Source organism: Amycolatopsis sp. CA-211722, assembly GCF_056828465.1.
Genome location: NZ_CP184752.1, coordinates 274,270 through 294,123 on the forward strand (window position 1 = coordinate 274,270; position 19,854 = coordinate 294,123).

16 protein-coding genes are annotated in these 19,854 nt (G+C 69.4%); 7 read left to right on the top strand and 9 right to left on the bottom strand.

Annotation, left to right across the window (positions count from 1 at the left end; translation table 11 throughout):
• Nucleotides 1–32: 32 nt before the first annotated feature.
• The gene (locus tag ACOCEP_RS01305) at nt 33–743 is read left to right on the top strand and encodes a FadR/GntR family transcriptional regulator (protein ID WP_465413631.1); all 711 of its coding nucleotides are present in this window, start codon (nt 33–35) and stop codon (nt 741–743) included.
• Between the two features lie 113 nt (nt 744–856).
• Here ACOCEP_RS01305 and ACOCEP_RS01310 read toward each other — a convergent pair whose 3' ends face one another.
• From ACOCEP_RS01310 to ACOCEP_RS01335, 6 genes are read right to left on the bottom strand one after another with little or no spacing between them, the layout of a single operon-like run.
• The gene (locus ACOCEP_RS01310) at nt 857–1,873 is read right to left on the bottom strand and encodes an ABC transporter permease (protein ID WP_016336350.1); all 1,017 of its coding nucleotides are present in this window, start codon (nt 1,871–1,873) and stop codon (nt 857–859) included.
• Nucleotides 1,870–3,390 carry a sugar ABC transporter ATP-binding protein gene (locus ACOCEP_RS01315; RefSeq protein WP_482335356.1) on the bottom strand — a complete coding sequence of 507 codons (1,521 nt, stop codon included), beginning with the start codon at nt 3,388–3,390 and terminating at the stop codon, nt 1,870–1,872. The genes ACOCEP_RS01310 and ACOCEP_RS01315 overlap by 4 nt, the downstream gene beginning before the upstream one ends.
• Nucleotides 3,387–4,424 (bottom strand): sugar ABC transporter substrate-binding protein, encoded by a 1,038-nt coding sequence (locus ACOCEP_RS01320; RefSeq protein ID WP_073849137.1) that lies wholly within the window; start codon nt 4,422–4,424, stop codon nt 3,387–3,389. The genes ACOCEP_RS01315 and ACOCEP_RS01320 overlap by 4 nt, the downstream gene beginning before the upstream one ends.
• A 25-nt stretch (nt 4,425–4,449) precedes the next feature.
• Nucleotides 4,450–5,211 (bottom strand): SDR family NAD(P)-dependent oxidoreductase, encoded by a 762-nt coding sequence (locus ACOCEP_RS01325; protein ID WP_482335357.1) that lies wholly within the window; start codon nt 5,209–5,211, stop codon nt 4,450–4,452.
• Complete coding sequence (locus ACOCEP_RS01330; protein WP_482335358.1) at nt 5,208–6,509, bottom strand: enolase C-terminal domain-like protein; 1,302 nt, start codon at nt 6,507–6,509, stop codon at nt 5,208–5,210. The genes ACOCEP_RS01325 and ACOCEP_RS01330 overlap by 4 nt, the downstream gene beginning before the upstream one ends.
• Nucleotides 6,509–7,369, bottom strand: a complete 861-nt coding sequence (locus ACOCEP_RS01335; protein WP_482335359.1) for a fumarylacetoacetate hydrolase family protein — start codon at nt 7,367–7,369, stop codon at nt 6,509–6,511. The genes ACOCEP_RS01330 and ACOCEP_RS01335 overlap by 1 nt, the downstream gene beginning before the upstream one ends.
• 230 nt (nt 7,370–7,599) lie before the next feature.
• On the opposite strand from ACOCEP_RS01335, the gene ACOCEP_RS01340 reads away from it, so the two are divergent.
• A complete protein-coding gene (locus tag ACOCEP_RS01340; protein WP_482335360.1) occupies nt 7,600–8,850 on the top strand; it encodes a Bcr/CflA family multidrug efflux MFS transporter in 1,251 nt (416 codons plus the stop codon).
• 86 nt (nt 8,851–8,936) lie between these two features.
• Here the strand turns inward: ACOCEP_RS01340 and ACOCEP_RS01345 are convergent, their stop codons facing one another.
• Nucleotides 8,937–10,160, bottom strand: coding sequence for an NAD(P)/FAD-dependent oxidoreductase (locus tag ACOCEP_RS01345; protein WP_482335361.1), 1,224 nt, complete (start codon nt 10,158–10,160; stop codon nt 8,937–8,939).
• A 197-nt stretch (nt 10,161–10,357) separates the two neighbouring features.
• Here ACOCEP_RS01345 and ACOCEP_RS01350 point away from each other — a divergent pair, with 197 nt between their 5' ends.
• The 3 genes from ACOCEP_RS01350 to ACOCEP_RS01360 all read left to right on the top strand — a co-directional run bounded on the left by ACOCEP_RS01350 (nt 10,358) and on the right by ACOCEP_RS01360 (nt 14,531).
• Nucleotides 10,358–10,576: a hypothetical protein gene (locus ACOCEP_RS01350; RefSeq protein ID WP_125673301.1), complete on the top strand. Its 219-nt coding sequence runs from the start codon at nt 10,358–10,360 to the stop codon at nt 10,574–10,576.
• 58 nt (nt 10,577–10,634) lie between these two features.
• Nucleotides 10,635–12,608 carry an SDR family oxidoreductase gene (locus ACOCEP_RS01355; protein ID WP_482335362.1) on the top strand — a complete coding sequence of 658 codons (1,974 nt, stop codon included), beginning with the start codon at nt 10,635–10,637 and terminating at the stop codon, nt 12,606–12,608.
• Between the two features lie 114 nt (nt 12,609–12,722).
• Nucleotides 12,723–14,531 carry a hypothetical protein gene (locus tag ACOCEP_RS01360; protein WP_482335363.1) on the top strand — a complete coding sequence of 603 codons (1,809 nt, stop codon included), beginning with the start codon at nt 12,723–12,725 and terminating at the stop codon, nt 14,529–14,531.
• A gap of 70 nt (nt 14,532–14,601) precedes the next feature.
• Here the strand turns inward: ACOCEP_RS01360 and ACOCEP_RS01365 are convergent, their stop codons facing one another.
• Nucleotides 14,602–15,918 carry an aminotransferase-like domain-containing protein gene (locus tag ACOCEP_RS01365; RefSeq protein ID WP_482339530.1) on the bottom strand — a complete coding sequence of 439 codons (1,317 nt, stop codon included), beginning with the start codon at nt 15,916–15,918 and terminating at the stop codon, nt 14,602–14,604.
• A 128-nt stretch (nt 15,919–16,046) separates the two neighbouring features.
• Here ACOCEP_RS01365 and ACOCEP_RS01370 point away from each other — a divergent pair, with 128 nt between their 5' ends.
• Together ACOCEP_RS01370 and ACOCEP_RS01375 are read left to right on the top strand one after the other, a co-directional pair.
• Nucleotides 16,047–16,874 carry an ABC transporter ATP-binding protein gene (locus ACOCEP_RS01370; protein ID WP_482335364.1) on the top strand — a complete coding sequence of 276 codons (828 nt, stop codon included), beginning with the start codon at nt 16,047–16,049 and terminating at the stop codon, nt 16,872–16,874.
• Nucleotides 16,875–17,082: 208 nt separating this feature from the next.
• Nucleotides 17,083–17,739 carry an O-methyltransferase gene (locus ACOCEP_RS01375; protein WP_482335365.1) on the top strand — a complete coding sequence of 219 codons (657 nt, stop codon included), beginning with the start codon at nt 17,083–17,085 and terminating at the stop codon, nt 17,737–17,739.
• A 139-nt stretch (nt 17,740–17,878) separates the two neighbouring features.
• On the opposite strand, the gene ACOCEP_RS01380 is transcribed toward ACOCEP_RS01375, so the two are convergent.
• A complete protein-coding gene (locus ACOCEP_RS01380; protein ID WP_482335366.1) occupies nt 17,879–19,819 on the bottom strand; it encodes a transglycosylase domain-containing protein in 1,941 nt (646 codons plus the stop codon).
• Between the last annotated feature and the right edge of the window lie 35 nt (nt 19,820–19,854).

Below are 19,854 nucleotides of genomic sequence, written 5' to 3' on the forward strand. Positions count from 1 at the left end.
ACATCCGAGGTCTTCGGGGAGGGCGGTGGACCATGCCGGTCACCGATGTCGCGATCGACAAGATCAAGGACATGATCATCTCCGGCGAGCTTGCTCCTGGCGACAGGCTGCCGAAGGAGGCCGAACTGGCCCAGCGGCTCGGTCTGTCCCGCAGTTCGCTGCGCGAAGCGGTGAAGGCGCTGTGCCTGATCCGCGTGCTCGACGTCCGCCAGGGCGACGGAACGTACGTCACCAGCCTCGAACCGAATCTCCTCCTCGACGCGATGACGTTCGTGGTGGACTTCCACCGCGACGACACCGTGCTGGACTTCCTCGCCGTGCGCCGGATCCTGGAACCGGCGGCGACGGCGATGGCCGCGGTGCACATGAGCGACGAGGACATCGAGGAACTAGGCCGCCTGCTCGACGAGCTGGCCGACTCGCCGACGGTGGAGGCGCTGGTCGCGAACGACCTGCAGTTCCACCGCAAGATCGCCGACGGCTCCGGCAATCCCGTGTTGTGCTCGCTCCTGGACAGCCTCTCCGGCCCCACCGCGCGCGCCCGCATCTGGCGCGGGCTCACCCAGGAGGGCGCGGTCGCGAAGACCCGCGAGCAGCACACGGCGATCTACGAGGCCATCGCGGCCCGCGAACCCGAGCTCGCGCGTTCGTGGGCCACCGTGCACGTGGCGGGCGTGGAGCAATGGCTCCGCAACGCGCTCGGCACCGCCGACGACCCCACCACGGCCGCCGAAGCTTCCTGACACCGCTCTCTCCTCTCTCACGTCCTCTAACCGGCCCTTCGCGCGCGCTAGGAACGGTCCGTTCCTCGCAAAATTTGCAAGGAACGGACCGTTCATTGCAGCGGCGAGGGGGGCTAGGTCTGGGCCTTCCCACCGGCGTAGCGCGAAATGATCAACGCGACCAGGATGATCACGCCGTAGATCGCCTTCAGCCATTCCGGCGGCACCTGCGCCACCTGCAGCAGGTTGGTGACGGTCTGCAGCAGCAGCACACCGGTGAGCGCCCCGACCAGGGTGCCCTTCCCACCGTCCAGTGAGACACCGCCGATCACCGCGGCCGCGAACACCTGAAGGATCAATCCGTCGCCCTGGTCCGCGCCGAGAGCGCCGACGTAACCGGTGTACGCGAGCCCGCCCAGCGCGGCCAGCACACCGGCCACGACGAAGACGCCCCACGAGATCCGGTCGACGCGGATACCGGCGGCCCGCGCGGCTTCCCGGTTGCCGCCGATGGCGTAAAGCGACCGTCCGATCCGGTGATACCGCAGCCCGAGCCCGAACACGGTGAACAGCGCCGCGGCCAGCCACACCGACATCGGCAGCCCGATGAACGTCGTCGTCGCCAGCGCGGTGAACACGTCCAGCTGGTCGAAGAGCGTCTTCCCTTGGGTGGAGCCGATCTGTGTGCCACGCAGCACGGTCAGCATCGCGAGCGTGACGATGAAGGCGTTCAGCTTCAGTTTGACGATCAGGAAACCGTTCACGAAGCCGACCGCGGCACCGGCCACCAGCACGGCGAGGATGCCGGCGAAACCGGGGATCTCGGTGCCGAACCCCGAAGAAGCCACCGGGATGACCAGCATCGCGCCCAGCGCGGGCGCCATGCCCATGGTGGATTCCAGTGACAGGTCGAACTTCCCGGTCAGCAGGACGAGCGATTCGCCCAGCACCACCATCGACAGCGCGGCCGAGGCGGACAGGATCCCGACGATGCTGCCGAAGGTCAGGAACGTGTCGCTGATCAGTCCTCCGATGATCAGCACCACGACGAGCGCCGGCACGAGCGCGAGTTCACGCAGCCAGCGGAACTTCCGGCGCTTCGGCGGCGCCGCGAGCGTCGAAGTCTTCGGATCGGTCATCAGTTCGGTCACCGCTCGACTCCTTCGATGTCGGCCACCAGGTCGCCGTCGGACCAGCCCGCCCGGTGTTCGGCGACCACGGCGCCGGCACGCAGCACCAGCACCCGGTCGCTCAGGCGGAGATCGTCCAGCTCGTCGCTGACGATCAGCACCGCCTTGCCCTCGGCCCGCACCCGGTCGACGACCGCGAGCAGCGCCTCCTTCGATTTGACGTCCACACCCGCGGTCGGGTTGATCAGCACCACCAGGCGCGGGTCACCGGCCAGCGCACGGGCCAGGACGACCTTCTGCTGGTTGCCGCCGGAAAGGTCGGACACCGGCTGATCCGCGTCGGCCGCGACGATGTCGTAATCCCGCAACGCTCGCACGGCCCGGCCGTACCGCGCGCCCGGTGCCGCGAGACCGCCCTTGCCCATGCGATCCAAAATGGACAGTGTGGCGTTGTCGGCGATGGAATGCTCCAGCACCAGTCCCTCGTGATGACGATCCCTCGGCACACAGCCGATCCCGGCACGGATCGCGGCCGGGATGTCGCCCGGTTTCACCGGTTTCCCGTCCATCCGGACCGTCCCGGAGGACGGCGGACGCAGGCCGTACACGGTTTCGGCGACCTGATGCTTGCCGCTGGCGTTGCTGCCCGCGAGCCCGATCACCTCGCCACGGTGGATCCGGAACGTCACATCCGCGAAGCCGTCACCGGAAAGCCCGTCGACGGCCAGGACCTCGGCGGCGTCCGCGTCCAGCGCCTCGCGCGTGGAGGCGTCACGGACGGAAAGCCCGCCCTGTTCGCCGGTCATCGCGTCGATCAGCTCGGCCCGGCCGACCTCCGAAACGGGCGCGGTCAGGATGTGCTTGGCGTCGCGCAGCACGGTAACCGCCTGGCACACCTCGTACACCTCGTGGAGGTGATGCGAGATGAACAGGAACGTCACCCCGTTCGCCTGCATCTGCCGCATCCGCGCGAAAAGCCGGTCGATCGCCTGGCTGTCCAGCTGCGCCGTCGGCTCGTCGAGCACGATGAACCGGGCACCGTAGGAGAGCGCCCTGGCGATCTCGACGAACTGCCGGTCCTCGACCGAAAGCTCGCCCGCCGGGGTGTCGACGTCGACCCCCACGTCCCAGGAGTCGAGCAGGTCCCGTGCCTGACGGCGCAACCACTGCCAGCCGATCGCGAAACCCTTGCCCGACTGGCGATTGAGGAACAGGTTCTCCGCGACGGTCAGCTGCGGGACGACCATCGCGTGCTGGTAGACGCAGGCGACCGCACGTTTCCAGTCGTCCTGTTTGGACAACGGCGGCGCGGGGACGCCACCGAACTCGACGTGACCGGTGTCCGTTTTGGACAGTCCGGTGAGGATGGAGACGAGCGTCGATTTCCCGGCCCCGTTGCGGCCGACGAGCGCGTGCGACTCGCCGGGGTGCACGGTGAGGCTGACGTCGGACAGCGCCACGGTCGGTCCGTAGCGTTTGCCGACACCCTGTGCGCTGACCACCGGCACGGCGGCGGACCCGGCGGGCAGCGCGCTCACAGGTTGTTCCCCCAGAGTGCCTTGTCGTCCACGTTGTCCTTCGTGACGACGGGCGCGGGGAGCTGGTCCTCGAGGATCCCCGGCCGGACCTCGACGACGGTGCTGCCGTGATCGGTCGGCCCCGCCTTGAAGGTCTCCCCCGCCATCGCCTTCTTGATCCAGTACATGCCGTACTTGGCGTAGTCGTCGGCGGGCTGCGAGACGGTCGCGTCGAGTTCACCGGCGCGGATCGCGGCGAGTTCCTGCGGGATGCCGTCGTTGCTGACCAGCACGACGTGCTTCGGGTCGCCGACCGGGAAGGAGAGGTTCTTGCGTTTGAGCGCCTGCTGCGTCGGCGCCAGGTACACGCCGCCCGCCTGCATGTACACGGCCTTGATGTCCGGGTTCGCGGTCAGCAGGCTGTCCAGGCCGGACGAAGCCTTGTCCGCCTTCCATTCGGCGGCGACCTCCAGCACCTGGACACCCGGGAACTTCGTCTTCATGCACTGCCGGAACGCTTCGGAGCGGTCGCGGCCGTTGACCGAGGCCAGATCGCCCATGACCTGCACGACCTTGCCCGAGGTGACCTTCGCGCCGATCGCCTCGCAGGCCTTGGTGCCGTACGCCTTGTTGTCCGCGCGCACCACCATCGCGACCTTGCCGCCCTCCGGCGCGACGTCGACCGCCACCACCGGGACCCCCTTGTTCTCCGCCGCCTTGAGACCGGCCACGACGGCGGCGGAGTCCAGGGGCGTCACGACCAGGCCCTTGACGCCCTGGTTGAGCAAGGTGTTGATGTCGGTGATCTGCTTCGCCGGGTCGCTGTCCGCGTTGACCGTGGGCAGCGCCTCGACGCCCTGTTCCTTCGCCTTCTGCGGTACGTAGTTGTTGTAGGCCTGCCAGAACGGCGAGGTCAGCAACGGGATCGTCGCGCCGACCTTGCCGCCCCCGCCCTGGGGAGCAGTGGCTGCGTTGTTCTTAGTGGACCCACAGGCCGACAGCGCCAGCCCGAGCGCGGTGGCCGCGGCGGCCACCTTGATCACCCTCGTACGCACCGCATCCTCCTTGATGGCAGCGAAACTACTGGTGGTGGACCGGGCCGCGCGGACGCAACCCGTACATCCCTCCGTCGACCGCGAGCGCCGTGCCGGTGGTCGAAGCCGACAGGGGGCTGGCGAGATACACGACCGCGTTCGCGACCTCGTCCGCGGTGACCAGCCTGCCCATCGGCTGCCGGGCCGCCAGCGCGGCGCGCTCGGCCTCCGGATCGCCCGCGGCGTCGAGCAGCCTGCCGACCCACGGGGTGTCCGCGGTGCCCGGGCAGACGCAGTTGACGCGGATCCGGTCGGCGAGGTGATCGGTCGCCATCGCCAGGGTCAGCGAGAGCACCGCGCCCTTGCTGGCCGAGTACAGCGCGCGGTTGGGCAGGCCCGCCCACGCGGCGATCGAACAGGTGTTGACGATCGCGGCCGACGGCGAGTTCTTCAGATGCGGCAACGCCGCCCGCGCGAGCCGCACCATGCCGACGACGTTGATGTCGAGCACCCGGTGCCATTCGTCGTCGCTGTTGGCGGTGACGTCGCCCTGCGCGCCGATACCCGCGTTGTTGACCAGGACGTCGAGCCTGCCGAATTGCTCGGCGACCGCGTCGATCGCCGACCGAACCTCCTTGTCGGAGCCGACGTCGCAGCGGAATCCGGTGAGGCCTTCGGGAAGGTCGCCGGGATTCAGGTCGAGCACCGCGACCTTCGCCCCGCGTGCGGCGAGCAGGTCCGCGGTGGCCCGGCCGATTCCCGACGCGCCTCCGGTGACCGCCGCGACGAGGCCTTCGAACTCACTCACTGGTTTGTCTCCGTCCACTCTGGACCGTCGGGGAAGGTGAACCGGCGCAGCGTCGCGTCGTGCATCCGGGCCGAGAAGCCCGGCGCCGACGGGGCGACGTATCGGCCGTCGACGACGGCGGCCGGATCGGTGAAGTGCTCGTGCAGGTGGTCGACCCATTCGATGGACCGGTCGGTGTCGCTCCCGGACACGGCCACGAAGTCGAACATCGACAGGTGCCGGACGAGTTCGCACAGCCCGACGCCACCGGCGTGCGGGCACACCGGGACGCCGAATTTGGCCGCCAGCAACAGGATCGCCAGATTCTCGTTGAACCCGCCGACCCTGGCGGCGTCGAGCTGCAGCACCGAGATCGCGCCCGCCTGCAGCAGCTGTTTGAACACCACGCGGTTCTGCACGTGCTCGCCGGTGGCCACCCGGATCGGGGTGAGCGCCTTGGCGATCGCGGCGTGCCCGAGCACGTCGTCCGGCGAGGTGGGTTCCTCGATCCAGTACGGGTCGTACGGTGCCAGCGCGGTCATCCAGGTGATCGCGGTCGAGACGTCCCAGCGCTGGTTCGCGTCGACGGCGACCCGGATGTCCGGGCCGACGGTCTCGCGGGCAAGTTTCATCCGGCGGACGTCGTCCTCGAGATTCCCGCCGACCTTCAGTTTGATCATCTCGAAGCCGTCCGCGACGGCCTGTTCGGCGAGCCGGACCAGTTTCGCGTCCGAGTAACCGAGCCAGCCGGGGGAAGTGCTGTACGCGCGGTAGCCGTCGCGTTCGATCTTGGCGATCCGCTCGGCGCGGCCGGGTTCGGCGGCGCGGAGGATGTCGAGCGCCTCCTGCTCGGTCAGCGCGTCGGAGAGATACCGGAAGTCGACGAGGGAGACCAGGTCCTCCGGCGACATCCCGGCGGCGAACCGCCAGACGGGGAGCCCGGCGATCCGCGCGGCGAGATCCCAGGCGGCGTTGACCACCGCGCCGATCGCCATGTGCGCGACGCCCTTTTCCGGGCCGAGCCAGCGCAGTTGCGAGTCGCCGACCAGCGCCCGCGAAAGGTCGCCGAGCGCGGCCGCGTCGGTGGGCACGTCCCTGCCGACGACGTGCGGTTCCAGCGCGCGGATCGCCGCGGCCTGGACGTCGTTGCCGCGTCCGATGGTGAAGGCGAGGCCGTAGCCGTCCGGGCCGCCGTCGGTGTGCAGCACGACGTACGCGGCCGAGTAGTCCGGGTCCGGGTTCATGGCGTCCGAACCGTCCAGCTCCCGCGAAGTGGGGAAGCGGACGTCGAGCACCTCCATGCCCACGATCTTCGCCATCACGCCTGCCTGACGTTCTGACGCTGACGTCCGAGGCCGTCGATTTCGAGCTCGATGACGTCACCCTCGGTCAGGTACGGCTTGGGCTCGGGCTGACCGAGCGCGACTCCCTGCGGGGTGCCGGTGTTGATGAGGTCCCCGGGGCGCAGCACCATGTACTGGCTCACGTAGTGCACGATCTCCGCGACCGAGAAGATCATGTCCTTGGTCGACGAGTCCTGCTTCTTCTCGCCGTTGACCCACAACCGCAGGCCGAGGTCCTGCGGGTCGGCCACCTCGTCGGCGGTGACCAGCCACGGGCCGAGCGGGTTGAAGTTCTCGCACGACTTGCCCTTGTCCCAGGTGCCGCCGCGTTCGAGCTGGAACTCGCGCTCGGACACGTCGTTCGAGACGGTGTAGCCGGCGACGTACTCCAGGGCCTCTTCGACACTTTCGAGGTAGCGCGCGGTCTTGCCGATGACGACGCCGAGCTCGACCTCCCAGTCGGTCTTGGTCGAGCGGCGCGGCACGAGCACGTCGTCCTCCGGGCCGACGACGACGTCGGGCGCCTTCATGAAGACGACGGGTTCGGCCGGGACCTCGGCGCCGGATTCCTCGGCGTGCTGCCGGTAGTTGAGGCCGATGCAGACGACCTTGCCCGGCCGCGCGATCGGCGCGCCGACCCTGGCCCGCGCGAATTCGGGGCCGGCTTCGGGCAGCTCACCGGCGGCCAGCGCGGCCGCGACCCTGGCGACGCCGTCGCCCGCGAAGAAGCTGCCATCGATGTCGGCGGTCAGCGCCGAGAGGTCGCGCAGCGTGCCGTCCCCGGCACGTACGAACGGACGCTCACTTCCCGGCTCCCCGAGTCGCAACAGCTGCACGGATTTTCCCTTCCAGCCGAACCGTCAACAATCAACGGCTCCCACAGCAACGAACAGACATCCGATGTATACCCGACGACCTTCGCCGAGATCTAGGGGCCGTTCGGATTTGGATCGAAAATTGATCGGATCAGTCTTGCGAAGCCTGGGTGGCGAGACTCACAGTGGGAATAGTTACCTACTCTAAGCAAGTTGTTCCTCGCGGAACCATGACTGGGGAAGGAACGAGCATGACCATCGCGCCCGAGCGAGTGGAAGAAACCGTCGCGCGGCCCCGCACGAGCGGCCGCGCGCGATTCGTCCTGATCCTCGGCGGCCTGTCCGCCTTCGGGCCCCTGTCCATCGACATGTACCTGCCCGCGCTGCCGCAGATGGCGGGCGAACTGCGCGCGGCGGACGCGACCGTTCAGCTCACGCTGAGCGCGTTCATCATCGGGCTCGCCCTCGGCCAGCTGATCCTCGGACCGCTGTCCGACGCGATCGGCCGCCGCAAACCGCTCGTGGCCGGGCTCGCGCTCTACATGGTCGGCTCGATCCTGTGCGCCGTCGCCCCGACAGCCGAACTGCTCATCGCCGCTCGCGGTGTCCAGGCCTTCGGCGCCGCGGCCGGCATCGTGATCGCCAGGGCGACCGTGCGCGACCTCTACTCCGGCACCGCGATGACGAAGTTCTTCTCGCTGCTCATGCTGGTCAACGGGCTCGCGCCGATCCTGGCGCCGATCATCGGCGGCCAGATCCTGAACTGGACGTCGTGGCGCGGCGTGTTCGTCTGCCTGACCGTCTTCGGCGCGATCCTGCTCGCCGTCGTCTTCTTCCTGCTGCCGGAACCGCTGCCCGAGGAACGCCGCACCCCGGCGCGGTTCGGCTCGGTGCTGCGGAAGTACGCGAGCCTGTTCGGCGATCGCGGCTTCCTCGGCTACGCGCTGGCCTCCGGGCTGATGTTCGGCAGCCTGTTCGCCTACATCTCCGGCTCGTCCTTCGCGCTCCAGGGCGTCTACGGGCTCAGCCCGCAGGCGTACAGCCTGGTGTTCGGGCTCAACGGCATCGGCATCGTGGCCGTCGGGCAGCTGAACGGACGCATCGTCGGACGTTTCCCGGAGCGGACGCTGCTGACCGTCGGTCTCGTCATCGCGGCGATCGCCGGATTCGGCGTCCTGGCCGCGGGCGTGCTGGACCTCGGCCTGATCGGGCTGCTGATCCCGCTGTTCATCCTGGTGTCGAGTATCGGCATGGTGGCGCCGAACGCGAGTTCTCTGGCGCTCGCCGAACAGGCGCGGTCCGCCGGTTCGGCGTCGGCGCTGCTCGGCGTGCTGCAGTTCGTCGTCGGCGGGCTGGCGACGCCGCTGGTCGGACTGGGCGGCGCGAGCACCGCGGTCCCGATGGGGATCGTGATGGCGGCCTTCGGCGTGCTCGCGCTGCTGGCCTTCGGGACCATGACGCGGCCTTCGGCGCCTCTCGCGGCTGTCGCCCAGCAGGCCTGACCCCCTCACCCCAATGTCATGAAAGGGTCGTTCAGGACAAAAATGTCCTGAACGACCCTTTCATGACATCCAGCCCCAGCACGCACTCAAACGAGCGAAGCGAGATCAGCGGTCCTCAGCTGCTCCGCGGTCACCGCCGCGCGTCCCTCCACCAGAGCCTTCAAAGCGTCCCCGTCATCCCACTGGTTGACGTTCATCGCGGCGGCCACCTGCCCGTCCCGCAGCCAGAACGCCGTGAAGTCCCGTGCCGCGAGATCGCCCCGCACCACGAGTTCGTCGGTTTCGGGATCGGCGAGGCCGCGGTATTCGCAGCCAAAGTCGTACTGGTCCGAAAAGAAATAAGGACTCCGCAGGTACGGCTCGTTCTCACCCAGCAGGTTCCCGGCGACGTGCTCGCCCTGCCACTTCGCGTTCGACCAGTGCTCGACGCGGACGCGTTTTCCGTAGCGGGGATGGAAATGCGCGGCGATGTCGCCGATCGCGTAGACGTCGGGCGCGGCGGTCCGCAGGCCGGCGTCGGCACAGACACCTCCGTCATCGGACAGCTCCAGCCCGGCGGCGTGCGCGAGGTCGACGCGCGGCGCCGCGCCGACGGCCACCAGCACGACGTCCGCGGGTAGTTCGTCACCACTCCGCAGGCGTACGCCGGTCACCCCGTCGGCGTCACCGGTGAAGCCGTCGACGCCTTCACCCAGCCGCCAGTTCACCCCGTGCTGGGTGTGGAGGTCCTTGAAGACCCCGGACACCTGCTCGCCCAGCACCGCGAGCAACGGCGAGCCGACCTGGTCGACCACGGTCACCTCGGCGCCGTGTTCCCTGGCGGCCGCCGCGGCCTCGGTCCCGATCCAGCCCGCGCCGACGATCACGACCCGCCGCGCGTCCTTGAACGCCGAGCGCAGCGCCAGCGCGTCGTCGAGGGTGCGCAGGGTCCGCAGTCCCGGCAGATCCCCGCCGGGCACCGGCAACGAGCGCGGCCGGGAGCCGGTCGCGAGCACGAGCCGGTCGAAACGGTGTTCCCCGCCCGCGTCGTCGTGCACGAGCCGCGCGCCGAGCTCGATCTTGGTCGCGGTCGCGCCGCTGGAGAACGCGATGTCCTTCTCCGCGTAGAAACCCTCGCCGTGCACCCAGTCGGGTTCGTCCGTGTTGCCCATCAGGAGCCCCTTGGACAAGGGCGGTAATTCGTACGGGCGATGCGTGTCGGTGCCGAGTAACAGGATTTCTCCCGCGTAACCGCGTTCTCGCAGCGTCCCGGCCGCCGTCGCTCCGGCGAGACCGGCGCCGACGATGACGATCTTCCTGGGTTCGGACATCCATGACCTCCCAAGCAGTCCCTCCCCCGGACGCTACTCCCGTTCCTCCCCGTCCGGCCTAGCGAAAGCGGAAGTCGATCACGAAACGCGGTATCGGTTAACCCATCAGTAGGAACATGGGGTAATCGGCGTCACGCCCCCGAAAGCGCCTCGTCCCAGCCTCGGATGAAGAAAGGGAGATCATGGGATACGGGAGGATGAGGACGTTGGCACCCCGGGACGAATGGTCGGTCGGCTGCCGGGATCTCGCGGGCAGGCGCAGGGACGTGACGGTGTTCGTGAGCAGCGACAAGATCGTGCTCGTGGCGCCGCCCGGTGAAGCCGCCGTACTCGGGCCGCTGGACGTGGGGCGCCTGCGCGCCGCGCTCCGCGACGCCGTGGTCGCGGTGGCCGAACATCCGGACCACAATGAATGACAACTACCGTTCCTACTTCTGAGTAGGTAGAGTCGGCCCCGTTCGGAAGGAGCCGGCCATGACCACCTACTTCGTGACGGGCGCGACGGGTTTTCTGGGAAAACGCCTGGTCGCGCGCCTACTACGGCGACCTGAGACCGTAGCCGTCCACGTTCTCGTGAGGGAGACCTCACGCGGGAAGCTCCCGAGCCACGAGAAGCTCGTTCCCGTCACCGGCGACCTGACCGAACCCCTGCTGGGCATCGATCCCGCCCGCCTGGGACCCCTCGACCACGTCGTGCACCTCGGCGCGATCTACGACCTCACCGCGAACGAAGCGGCGAACCGCGCGGCCAATGTCGACGGCACCCGCAACGTCCTGGAGTTCGCCGCCGCCGCGAAGGCAGGGCTCTTTCACCACGTCTCGTCGATCGCGGTCGCCGGGCAGTACGCCGGGCGGTTCACCGAGGCCGACTTCGACCTCGGCCAGAGTTTCGCTTCGCCGTACCACGCGACGAAGTTCGAGGCGGAGAAACTCGTGCGGCAGCACGGGAAAACACCGTTCCGGGTGTACCGGCCGTCCGCCGTGGCCGGCGATTCGCGCACCGGTGAGATGGACAAGATCGACGGCCCGTACTACTTCCTCCCCGCGATCTCACGGCTCGCCACGCTGCCCCGCCGCCTGCCGCTGGCCGCCCCGGATCTCGGCGCCACGAACCTCGTCCCGGTCGACTACGTCGTCGAGGCGATGGAGCACCTCATGCACGTCGACGCGCCCGCCGGGAGCACGTACCACCTCGCGTCACCCCGGCCGCAGCCACTTCACGAGGTCTACAACGCCTTCGCGCGGGCCGCGGGCGGGCCGAAGATCTCCGCGGTCCTTCCTCCCCGGCCGTCCGGAGCGCTGAAGCGCGCAGGAACCCGGCTGGCGAAATCCGCTGCCGCCGGATTCGACCGGGTCCCCGGCGGGCGGTCCGCCCGCTCGGCCGTGCTGGCCGAACTCGGCATCCCGCTCGAAGTCCTGCCACATCTGAGCATGGAGGTCGACTTCGACACGAGCGCGACCACCGCCGCGCTCGAAGGCAGCGGGATCACCTTGCCGCCGTTGAAGGAGTACGCCGGGCCGCTCTACCGGTACTGGCTGGAGCACCTGGATCCCGACCGCGGCCGCCGCCGCCCCGGCCGGGAACCCCTCGACGGCCGCAAGGTGCTGATCACCGGCGCGTCCTCGGGTATCGGTCGCGCGTCCGCGCTCGCCGTCGCCGCGAAGGGCGCCGAAGTGATCCTGGTGGCCAGGCGCGCCGACGAGCTCGAACAGGTCCGCGAGCAGATAGTCGCGGCGGGCGGCAAGGCGTCGGCGTATCCGTGCGACCTCACCGACGGCGGCGCGGTCGACGCTCTGGTCAAGGACGTGCTCGCCGCGCACGGCGCCGTCGACATGCTGGTCAACAACGCGGGCCGCTCGATCCGGCGGTCGCTTTCGCTGTCCACCGAACGGTTCCACGATTACGAGCGGACGATGGCGATCAACTACTTCGGCCCCGTGCGGCTGACACTGGGCCTGCTGCCGTCGATGACCGCGCGCGGATTCGGGCATGTCGTCAACGTGACCACCCAAGGACTGCAGACGGACACCCCGAGGTTTTCCGCTTACCTGGCCTCGAAGGCCGCGCTGGAGGAGTTCGGGCTGACGGCCGGCCGGGAAACGCTTTCCGACGGCGTCACGTTCACCTCGGTCCGGATGCCGCTGGTGCGCACCGACATGATCGCGCCGACCGGGTCCTATCGAGGAATGCCGTCGAGCTCGCCCGAGCGTGCCGCCGCCCTCGTGGTGAAGGCACTGGAGAACCGGCCCGAGATCCTGAACCTGCCCGAAGGCACCGCCGTCGAACTCGTGACGCTCGTCGCACCGAAGACGGCGCGGTTCTTCGCCCACCTCGTCTACCGCGCGATGCCCGAGTCCGCGCCGGAATCCCGTGGCCTGCCCCGAAAGGCCCCGCTCGCCTCGGTGGCGGGCGCGGTCACCCGGCTGGTCTGGCGCCGTCGTCCCTGATGTCCCGCCGCCGGGGCTCGATCGGGGGACGCCCCCGGCCGCTACCATCGGTTTCAGATACGCCGGGGGGTCGGCGGGCACGGGCCGAGGTAGGGACGACCGGGAAGGGGCAGTGTGGACGTCGCCAGTCCCCCGCTCTCGACCGGACCGGACGCCGAGGTGGTACGTCCGTCCAGGACGGTGCTGCGGCTTTCCCTGCACGCGGCTTGGGTGCTCGCGCTCGCCTTCGCCACCGAACTCCGGGTGGGACGCTTCGGTTTCCACCCGTCGGACCAGGGTTTCATCCTCGCCCAGGCGTGGCGGGTGCGGCACGGCGAGGTCCCGCATTCCGACATCATCTCCGCGCGGCCGCTGGGTTCGGCGTACCTGCACATCGTCGACTTCGCGCTGCCGGGGCCGCTGTTCTTCGTCTCCAGCGTGCTCAGCATGCTGGAGATCATCCTGGCGACCATCGCGTTCGCGGTCCTGGTCACGCGCCGCCGCGTCCGTGACTGGGGGCCGGGGCTCACCGGGCTGGTGGCGGCCGCGTCACTGCTGAACCTCAACGCCTTCCCGCTGATGGCCTGGCACACGATCGACGGGATCTTCCTGACCGCGTGCGGTGCCTGGGCACTGGATTCGGGGCTGCGCGACGGCAAGGCGTGGCCGCGACGGCTCGGCCTGGTACTGCTGGGCACCTCGGTGTTCGTCAAGCAGAGTTTCGCGCCGGTGCCGCTGATCGCGCTGTGCTGGCTCCTGCTCCACCCGTCGCTGCGGGAAGGCGCCTTCCGCACCGGCCGCTGGTGGGCCCGGCTGGCCTGGGATCTGCTGGCGCTGGGCGCTTTTCTGGTGTTCTACAGCGGAATCGTCACCCTCGACGGCGGGCTCGGCGCGATGGCCGAGCAGCTCACCGGCGGCCTGCCCGCCTACGGTGAGCGGCTTCTCGGACTGTGGCTGGAAAATCCCGCGTCACTGCTGCGGCCGCCGGTGCGGGGCTTGACCTTCTTCGTGATCGCCGGGGTGTTCCTGGCCCTGCTGGCGATCTTCCGCGAGCGCGCGGGCCGCGCCGGGGCGATCCTCGCCCGGCTGGTGCTCCTGGCCGGTGTGGCGGTGGTGGTCGGCACCGTCGTCGACGGGCATTTCACCGGCGCGTCGCGCTGGGCGGACGTCCTCTGGTGGATCCTCGGTGTCGCGCTGCTGGTGAACTGGGCGGCCACGCGGCGCTTCTCGCGGATGGGCGCGCTGGTCTTCGCGACCGGCTTCATGACCAGCCTGTCGTGGGGCAACGACACCCCGACGTTGTTCACCGGAACGCTGGCACTGACGGCGATCCTGCTCCTGGCGGACGCGCTGCCGCCGCTGCCGGCGCCGCCCCGCCGGATCGGGCTGGCCGGCGCCACGGCGATGGGCCTGGCCGCGGTGCTGGCGTCGGGCTGGGCCGTGGTCGCGCATCACGACGAAGCCGCGTACCTCGACATGGCGCACGAGAAGCTGACCGGCGACCTCGGCAAGGTGACGCCGTCGATGCGCGGGATCCGGACGAATCCGGGCACCTTCACCTACATCTCCCAGATCCAGGATTGCGTCACGCGATTTCCCGCCGGGCGCACGGCCGTCCTGCCGGACAACCCGTTCGCGTATCCCGCTTTCGGCCTGCGCAACCCGTTCCCGCTGGAATGGCCGCTTCCGCTGGAGATCGTCGCCGACGCTCCGGAGCGCATGCTCGCGACGGCCGACGTCCTCAACCGCGACGGCGACTACCTCGTGCTGTTCCAGACCGTGAGCATGCCGGTGCTGGCCAACGGCGGGCCGGTCCCCGCCCAGGTCGCCGGGGACGCCCCGATCTTCGACTACCTCGGGCTGGAGAACGCACTGCGTTCGCGGCTCACCGGGCAGACCGTCACCTGCGGCAGCTTCATCGGCAAGTGGGCCCCCCGCCCCTGACGCGTTTCGTCCTCTGGTTGCGGTAGTTCGCGCTGCCAACTACCGCAACCAGAGGACGAAACGCGGGGGGTCAGTCGACGCCGGCGTCCTCGGGGCGACCGGAAGCGAGACCGGCGAGGACGTCCAAAGCGGCCCCGAGCGTCTCCAGGGGCGGCGACGAGACGGCGAGCCGGACCGCGTTCGGGGCATGCCCGGGGACGACGGCGAACGCGGCCGCCGGGGTGACCGCGATCCCGCGTCGCGCGGCCGCGGCGACGAAGGTCTCGGCCCGCCAGTGTTCGGGGAGTTCCCACCAGCAGTGGTACGCCCGCGGATCGGCGCGCACGATGAACCCGGCCAGGCGTTCCGCCGTCAGCCGCTGGCGTTCCGCGGCGTCGAGCCGTTTCGCCCGTTCGACGGTTTCCAGTGTGCCGCCGGTGATCCACCGGGTGGCGGCTTCGACGGCGAGCCGGGGCGCGACCCAGCCGCCCGAGCGCACGGACGCGGCCAGCCGCTCCCGCCATTCCGCCGGGACGGCGAGGAATCCGGTGGTCAGCCCCGGCGCGAGCCGTTTCGACATGCTGTCGGCGAACACCGTGCGCTCCGGCGCGTACGCCGCGAAAGGACGGACGTCGGGCCGCAGGAAGGTGTAGATGCCGTCCTCGATCACCGGGATGTCCATCCGCCGCACGGTTTCCGCCAGCTCGACCCGCCGCGCTTCGTCCATTGTGGACCCGAGCGGATTGTGCAGCGTCGGCTGGACGTACAACGCGCGAACGGAGGCGGCTTCGAGCGCCTCGGGAATGAGACCCCGGTCGTCGGTCTCGATGGGGACCAGCTGCACGCCGAGCCGCCCGGCGAGCGCCTTGACCACGGGGTAGGTGATGGCTTCGACGGCGAGCCGTTCCCCCATCGGCACGAAGGCGGCGATGGCGGCCGCGATGGCCTGGCGCCCGCTCCCGGCGAAGAGGACTTCGGGCGTCCAGCCGTCCTTCGCGATCAGCCCGGCGACGGCGTCACGCGCTTGCTTCGAGCCTGAGACGCTGCCCGGCCGCAACGCCGCCGTCAGGACGTCTTCGCGCAGCAGCGGCTCCAGCGCCTTCCCGACCAGCGCCGTCTGATCCGGGAGTACGGCGAAGTTGAGTTCGAGATCGACCGTCGCACCACCGGGCTCGGCGAGTGCGGTCTCCAACGGCGGCCGGCCGGCGCGGACGAACGTGCCCCGGCCGACCTCGCCGACCACGACACCTCTCCGGACGAGTTCGCCGTAGACCCTCGCGGCGGTCGAGTTGGCGATCCCGCGTTCGCGGGCGAACCGCCGCTGCGGGGGCAAGCGGTCGCCAGGACGAAGCCGTCCCGCCTCGACGTCGGCGGAGATCTCGTCCGCGACTATCCGGTAGTCCTCCATGCCGCCCCTCGATCGCACCGAGTGCATTCACACGATTGCACTCGGGATGATGCCATCGAAGCACGTCGTGAGCCGACTGCGACCTACGGAACACCACAACGGCGGGCTCCTAGGTTAGCCTAACCTGCGTGGAGACCGTGGAAACCCTCACCGAGCAGAGCACGACGTCCCGCCTGCACGCGGACGCGCTGACGCTCGCCTACGACGGCCGGACCGTGGCCGAAGACCTCGGGGTGGTCATCCCCGACCGGTCGTTCACCGTCATCGTCGGGCCGAACGCCTGCGGCAAGACGACCCTGCTGCGCGCGCTCGCGCGAATGCTCAAACCCCGCCAGGGGTCGGTGTTCCTCGACGGGCAGGTGATCAGCTCTTTCCCCGCCAAGGAGGTCGCCCGGCGGCTCGGCCTGCTGCCGCAGAGCTCGATCGCGCCCGACGGCATCACCGTCGCGGACCTCGTCGCGCGCGGCCGGTACCCGCACCAGCGCCTGCTGCGCCAGTGGTCCCGTGAGGACGCCACCGTGGTCGCGGAGTCCATGCGCGCCACCGGCGTCGACGATCTCGCCGAGCGGCTGGTCGACGAACTGTCGGGTGGTCAGCGGCAGCGTGTGTGGATGGCGATGGCGCTCGCGCAGGAGACCGATCTCCTGCTGCTCGACGAGCCGACGACCTATCTGGACATCGCACACCAGATGGACATCCTCGACCTGTGCGCGCAACTGCACCAGGAACAGGGCCGGACGCTGGTCGCGGTGCTGCACGACCTCAACCACGCCGCCCGCTACGCGACGCACATGATCGCGATGCGGGGCGGAGAGGTCCTAGCCACCGGAGCGCCCGAAGAGGTCGTGACCGCGGCCAACGTCGAGAAGATCTTCGAGCTGCCGTGCCGGGTGATGCCGTGCCCGGAAACCGGTACCCCGCTGGTGATCCCGAAGGCCGGACGCCGCGCCGCCTGATCACCTCGGATCCTGTTGGCGGAGCTGAAGTTGGATCCGAAAGGCGACCGTACGTGTGAACCCGCCCCGGCCGAAGGCCCCGCTTTCGCGGTGGCAGGGCGCCCTGTTCACCATCAGGGCACGGAGGACCAGGTGGCGCCCTGCCGACGTCGATCGCGGACGCGGGTTCACCAACAGGCACTCGGAGTAGGTTGGCGGCGGAGGTGCCATGTCACAGCAGCTGTGGTCCGAAGTGGACGACTACCTGTCCGGGGTGCTCATCCCGCCCGATCCCGCCCTCGAAGGCGCGCGTGAGGCGTCGGACGAGGCCGGGCTGCCGTCGATCGCCGTCGCGCCGAATCAGGGCAAACTGCTCAACCTGATGGCGCGGATGATCGGCGCCCGGTCCATCCTGGAGATCGGCACCCTCGGCGGGTACAGCACGATCTGGCTCGCCCGCGCCCTGCCGCCGCAGGGCAGGCTCGTCACCCTCGAATTCGACCCGAAGCACGCCGAGGTCGCTCGCGGCAACATCGAAGCGGCCGGGCTCGACGGGCTGGTCGACGTCCGTGTCGGCAAGGCGCTGGACCTGCTGCCCTCGGTCGACGGCCCGATCGATCTGGCGTTCATCGACGCCGACAAGGTCAACAACCCGGCCTACTTCGAGGCGTCCCTGAAGCTCGTCCGGCCCGGCGGCGTGATCGTGGTCGACAACGTCGTCCGCGGTGGCGCGGTGACCGACGCCGCCAGCGAAGACCCGAACGTCCAAGGCATCAGGCGGCTGCACGAGATGATCGCCGCCGAACCCCGCGTCGACGCGACGGCGATCCAGACGGTCGGGAGCAAGGGCTACGACGGCCTGACCGTCGTGCTCGTGAAGCCCTGACGGCCCGCGTGATCAGACGCAGATCTCACGTGATTGAAGGCGTAACTCACGTGATTGGAGGCGGAACTCGAGTGTGCGGTCTCCAATCACGCGAGTTACGTCCCTGATCACGCGAGTTACGCCTTCGATCACGCAAGGATCATCGCGGCGCCGTCGGGGCGGGCAGCGGACCGGAACCCTCCGGCCATCGCACGGGAAGTCCCCGGTGGACACCCTTCATGAAGCGTTGCCAGACGTCGGCCGGGATCGTCTGGCCGGTCAGTTTCTCCCCGGCGGCGTCCCGCATCCGGCGCGGCTCGTCGGAGCCGACCCAGACCGCCGTCGACAGCTGCGGCGTGTATCCGATCGCCCAGCCGCCGGCGTTGTCGTCCGTCTCGTCGAACCGGAAGTCGCCGGTCTTCAGCGCCGTCGGACGGTCCTTCATACCGGTGGCCAGCACCTGGCTCATCGTCCCCGCGATCCGGCGGCTCAGCGCCTCGTCACCCTGGAACGCGGGCGTCTTGTCCGACGGCCGTTCCCAGACGATTTCGCCGTTCTCGTCCCGGATCTTCGACACCAGATGCGGGGTGGCGCGCATGCCGTCGGCGGCGAAGGTCGCGTAAGCACCGGCCATGTCGCTGGGGCGCAAGGGATACCGGCCGACGGCGATCCCCGGGCCGATCAGGAATCCGTCCTTCTCGCGCAGGGTCACCGCGCCGTCGACGGACTCGGGGATCCCGGCCGCCCGGGCGCCGTCCCGGACCGCTTCGGCGCCGAGCTTCTTCGCCAGGTCGACGAACGGGCCCTGAGCGCCCCGCCCCATCGCCTCGCGCAGCGTGCACTTCCCGCCTTCGCCGCACTGGTCCGGGAACTCGAAGGTCTCGCCGAGGAAATCGACCGACGCGGGCGCCTTCAGCGGTTCGTCCACGTTCACGCCCCGTTCGAGCCCCGCGGCGAGGAGCAACGGCTGGAACGCCGAGCCGGTGCCGTACGGGGTGCCCGCGTAGTCGTGCACGCTCCAGCCGCCGCCGTTGTAGGCGCGGATGGCCCCGGTCCCGGGTTCGACGGCGACCAGCGACGCGCGGAAGTGCTCAGGTTCGCCCTTCAACCGCTCCTTGACCGCCTTCTCGGCTTCGGCCTGGGCCCGCGGATCGATGGTCGTCTCGACCTTCATCGCACCGCCGCGCAGCCGGTCGAGCGGGTAGCCGACCTGTTCCAGTTCGGCGAGGACCTGCTGCTTGATGTGGTACTGCTCGTAGGTCACGCGACCGGCCCGGGTCTCCGACGGCGCCTGGATCGCGTCCTCCGGGTAGGTCATGGTGACCGCTTCGGCCTGGCCGACGTAGCCGCGCGCGACCAGTTTGTTCATCACATAGGACCAGCGCTTCATCGCGTGCTCGTGACTGGAGGCGTACGGGTCGTGCACCGAAGGCGATTGGATCATGCCCGCGAGGAAGGCCGCTTCGCTCCAGGTCATCGAGTCGTCGAGTTTGCGGCCGAAGTAGGCGTTCATCGCCGACGCCGGGCCGTAGGTGCCGCGGCCGAACGAGATGATGTTGACGTAGCTTTCGAAGATCTCCTTCTTGGTCTGCTGCTGGGTGATCTTCGTGGCGAGCACGAGTTCGGAGAACTTCCGCGTGAGGGTGGCGTCCTCGTTGCCGGTGGACTTCTTGATGTACTGCTGGGTGATCCCCGAGCCGCCGCCGACCCCGGTCACCAGCGCGCGGCCGAGCCCGGTGAGGTCGAAACCCTCGTTGTCCCAGAAGGTCGGGTCCTCGGTCGCGACGATCGCGTCGCGCAGTTTCGCGGGGACGGCGTCGTAGGGCACGAACAGCCGGTCGCCGCCGGGCGGGACCACCTTGAGCAGTTCGGAACCGTCGGCGTTCTGCAGGACGACGGTCTTGTCGAGATCGGCGAGCACCTCTTGCGGGCTGCGGACGTCGAGCAGGACGTACGCGAGCCCGAACGCGACGACCGGGATGCCGATCACCAGGCCGAGCGTCCAGGCGACGATCTTGCGCCACCTGCGCTTCTTCGGTTTCGGCTTCGGGGTGGCCGTGGTCTCCGACTCGGGTGCGTCTGCCTCATCCGGGTTTTCCACGCCAGGTTAGACGCCCGAACGAGTGAAAAGGTTGT

Excerpts from the sequence above, each read along its gene's own strand:
- ACOCEP_RS01305 (WP_465413631.1), top strand. The coding sequence starts at position 33 with ATGCCGGTCACCGATGTCGCGATCGACAAGATCAAGGACATGATCATC.
- ACOCEP_RS01330 (WP_482335358.1), bottom strand. The coding sequence starts at position 6,509 with ATGGCGAAGATCGTGGGCATGGAGGTGCTCGACGTCCGCTTCCCCACT.
- ACOCEP_RS01340 (WP_482335360.1), top strand. The coding sequence starts at position 7,600 with ATGACCATCGCGCCCGAGCGAGTGGAAGAAACCGTCGCGCGGCCCCGC.
- ACOCEP_RS01345 (WP_482335361.1), bottom strand. The coding sequence starts at position 10,160 with ATGTCCGAACCCAGGAAGATCGTCATCGTCGGCGCCGGTCTCGCCGGA.
- ACOCEP_RS01350 (WP_125673301.1), top strand. The coding sequence starts at position 10,358 with ATGAGGACGTTGGCACCCCGGGACGAATGGTCGGTCGGCTGCCGGGAT.
- ACOCEP_RS01355 (WP_482335362.1), top strand. The coding sequence starts at position 10,635 with ATGACCACCTACTTCGTGACGGGCGCGACGGGTTTTCTGGGAAAACGC.
- ACOCEP_RS01365 (WP_482339530.1), bottom strand. The coding sequence starts at position 15,918 with ATGGAGGACTACCGGATAGTCGCGGACGAGATCTCCGCCGACGTCGAG.
- ACOCEP_RS01375 (WP_482335365.1), top strand. The coding sequence starts at position 17,083 with ATGTCACAGCAGCTGTGGTCCGAAGTGGACGACTACCTGTCCGGGGTG.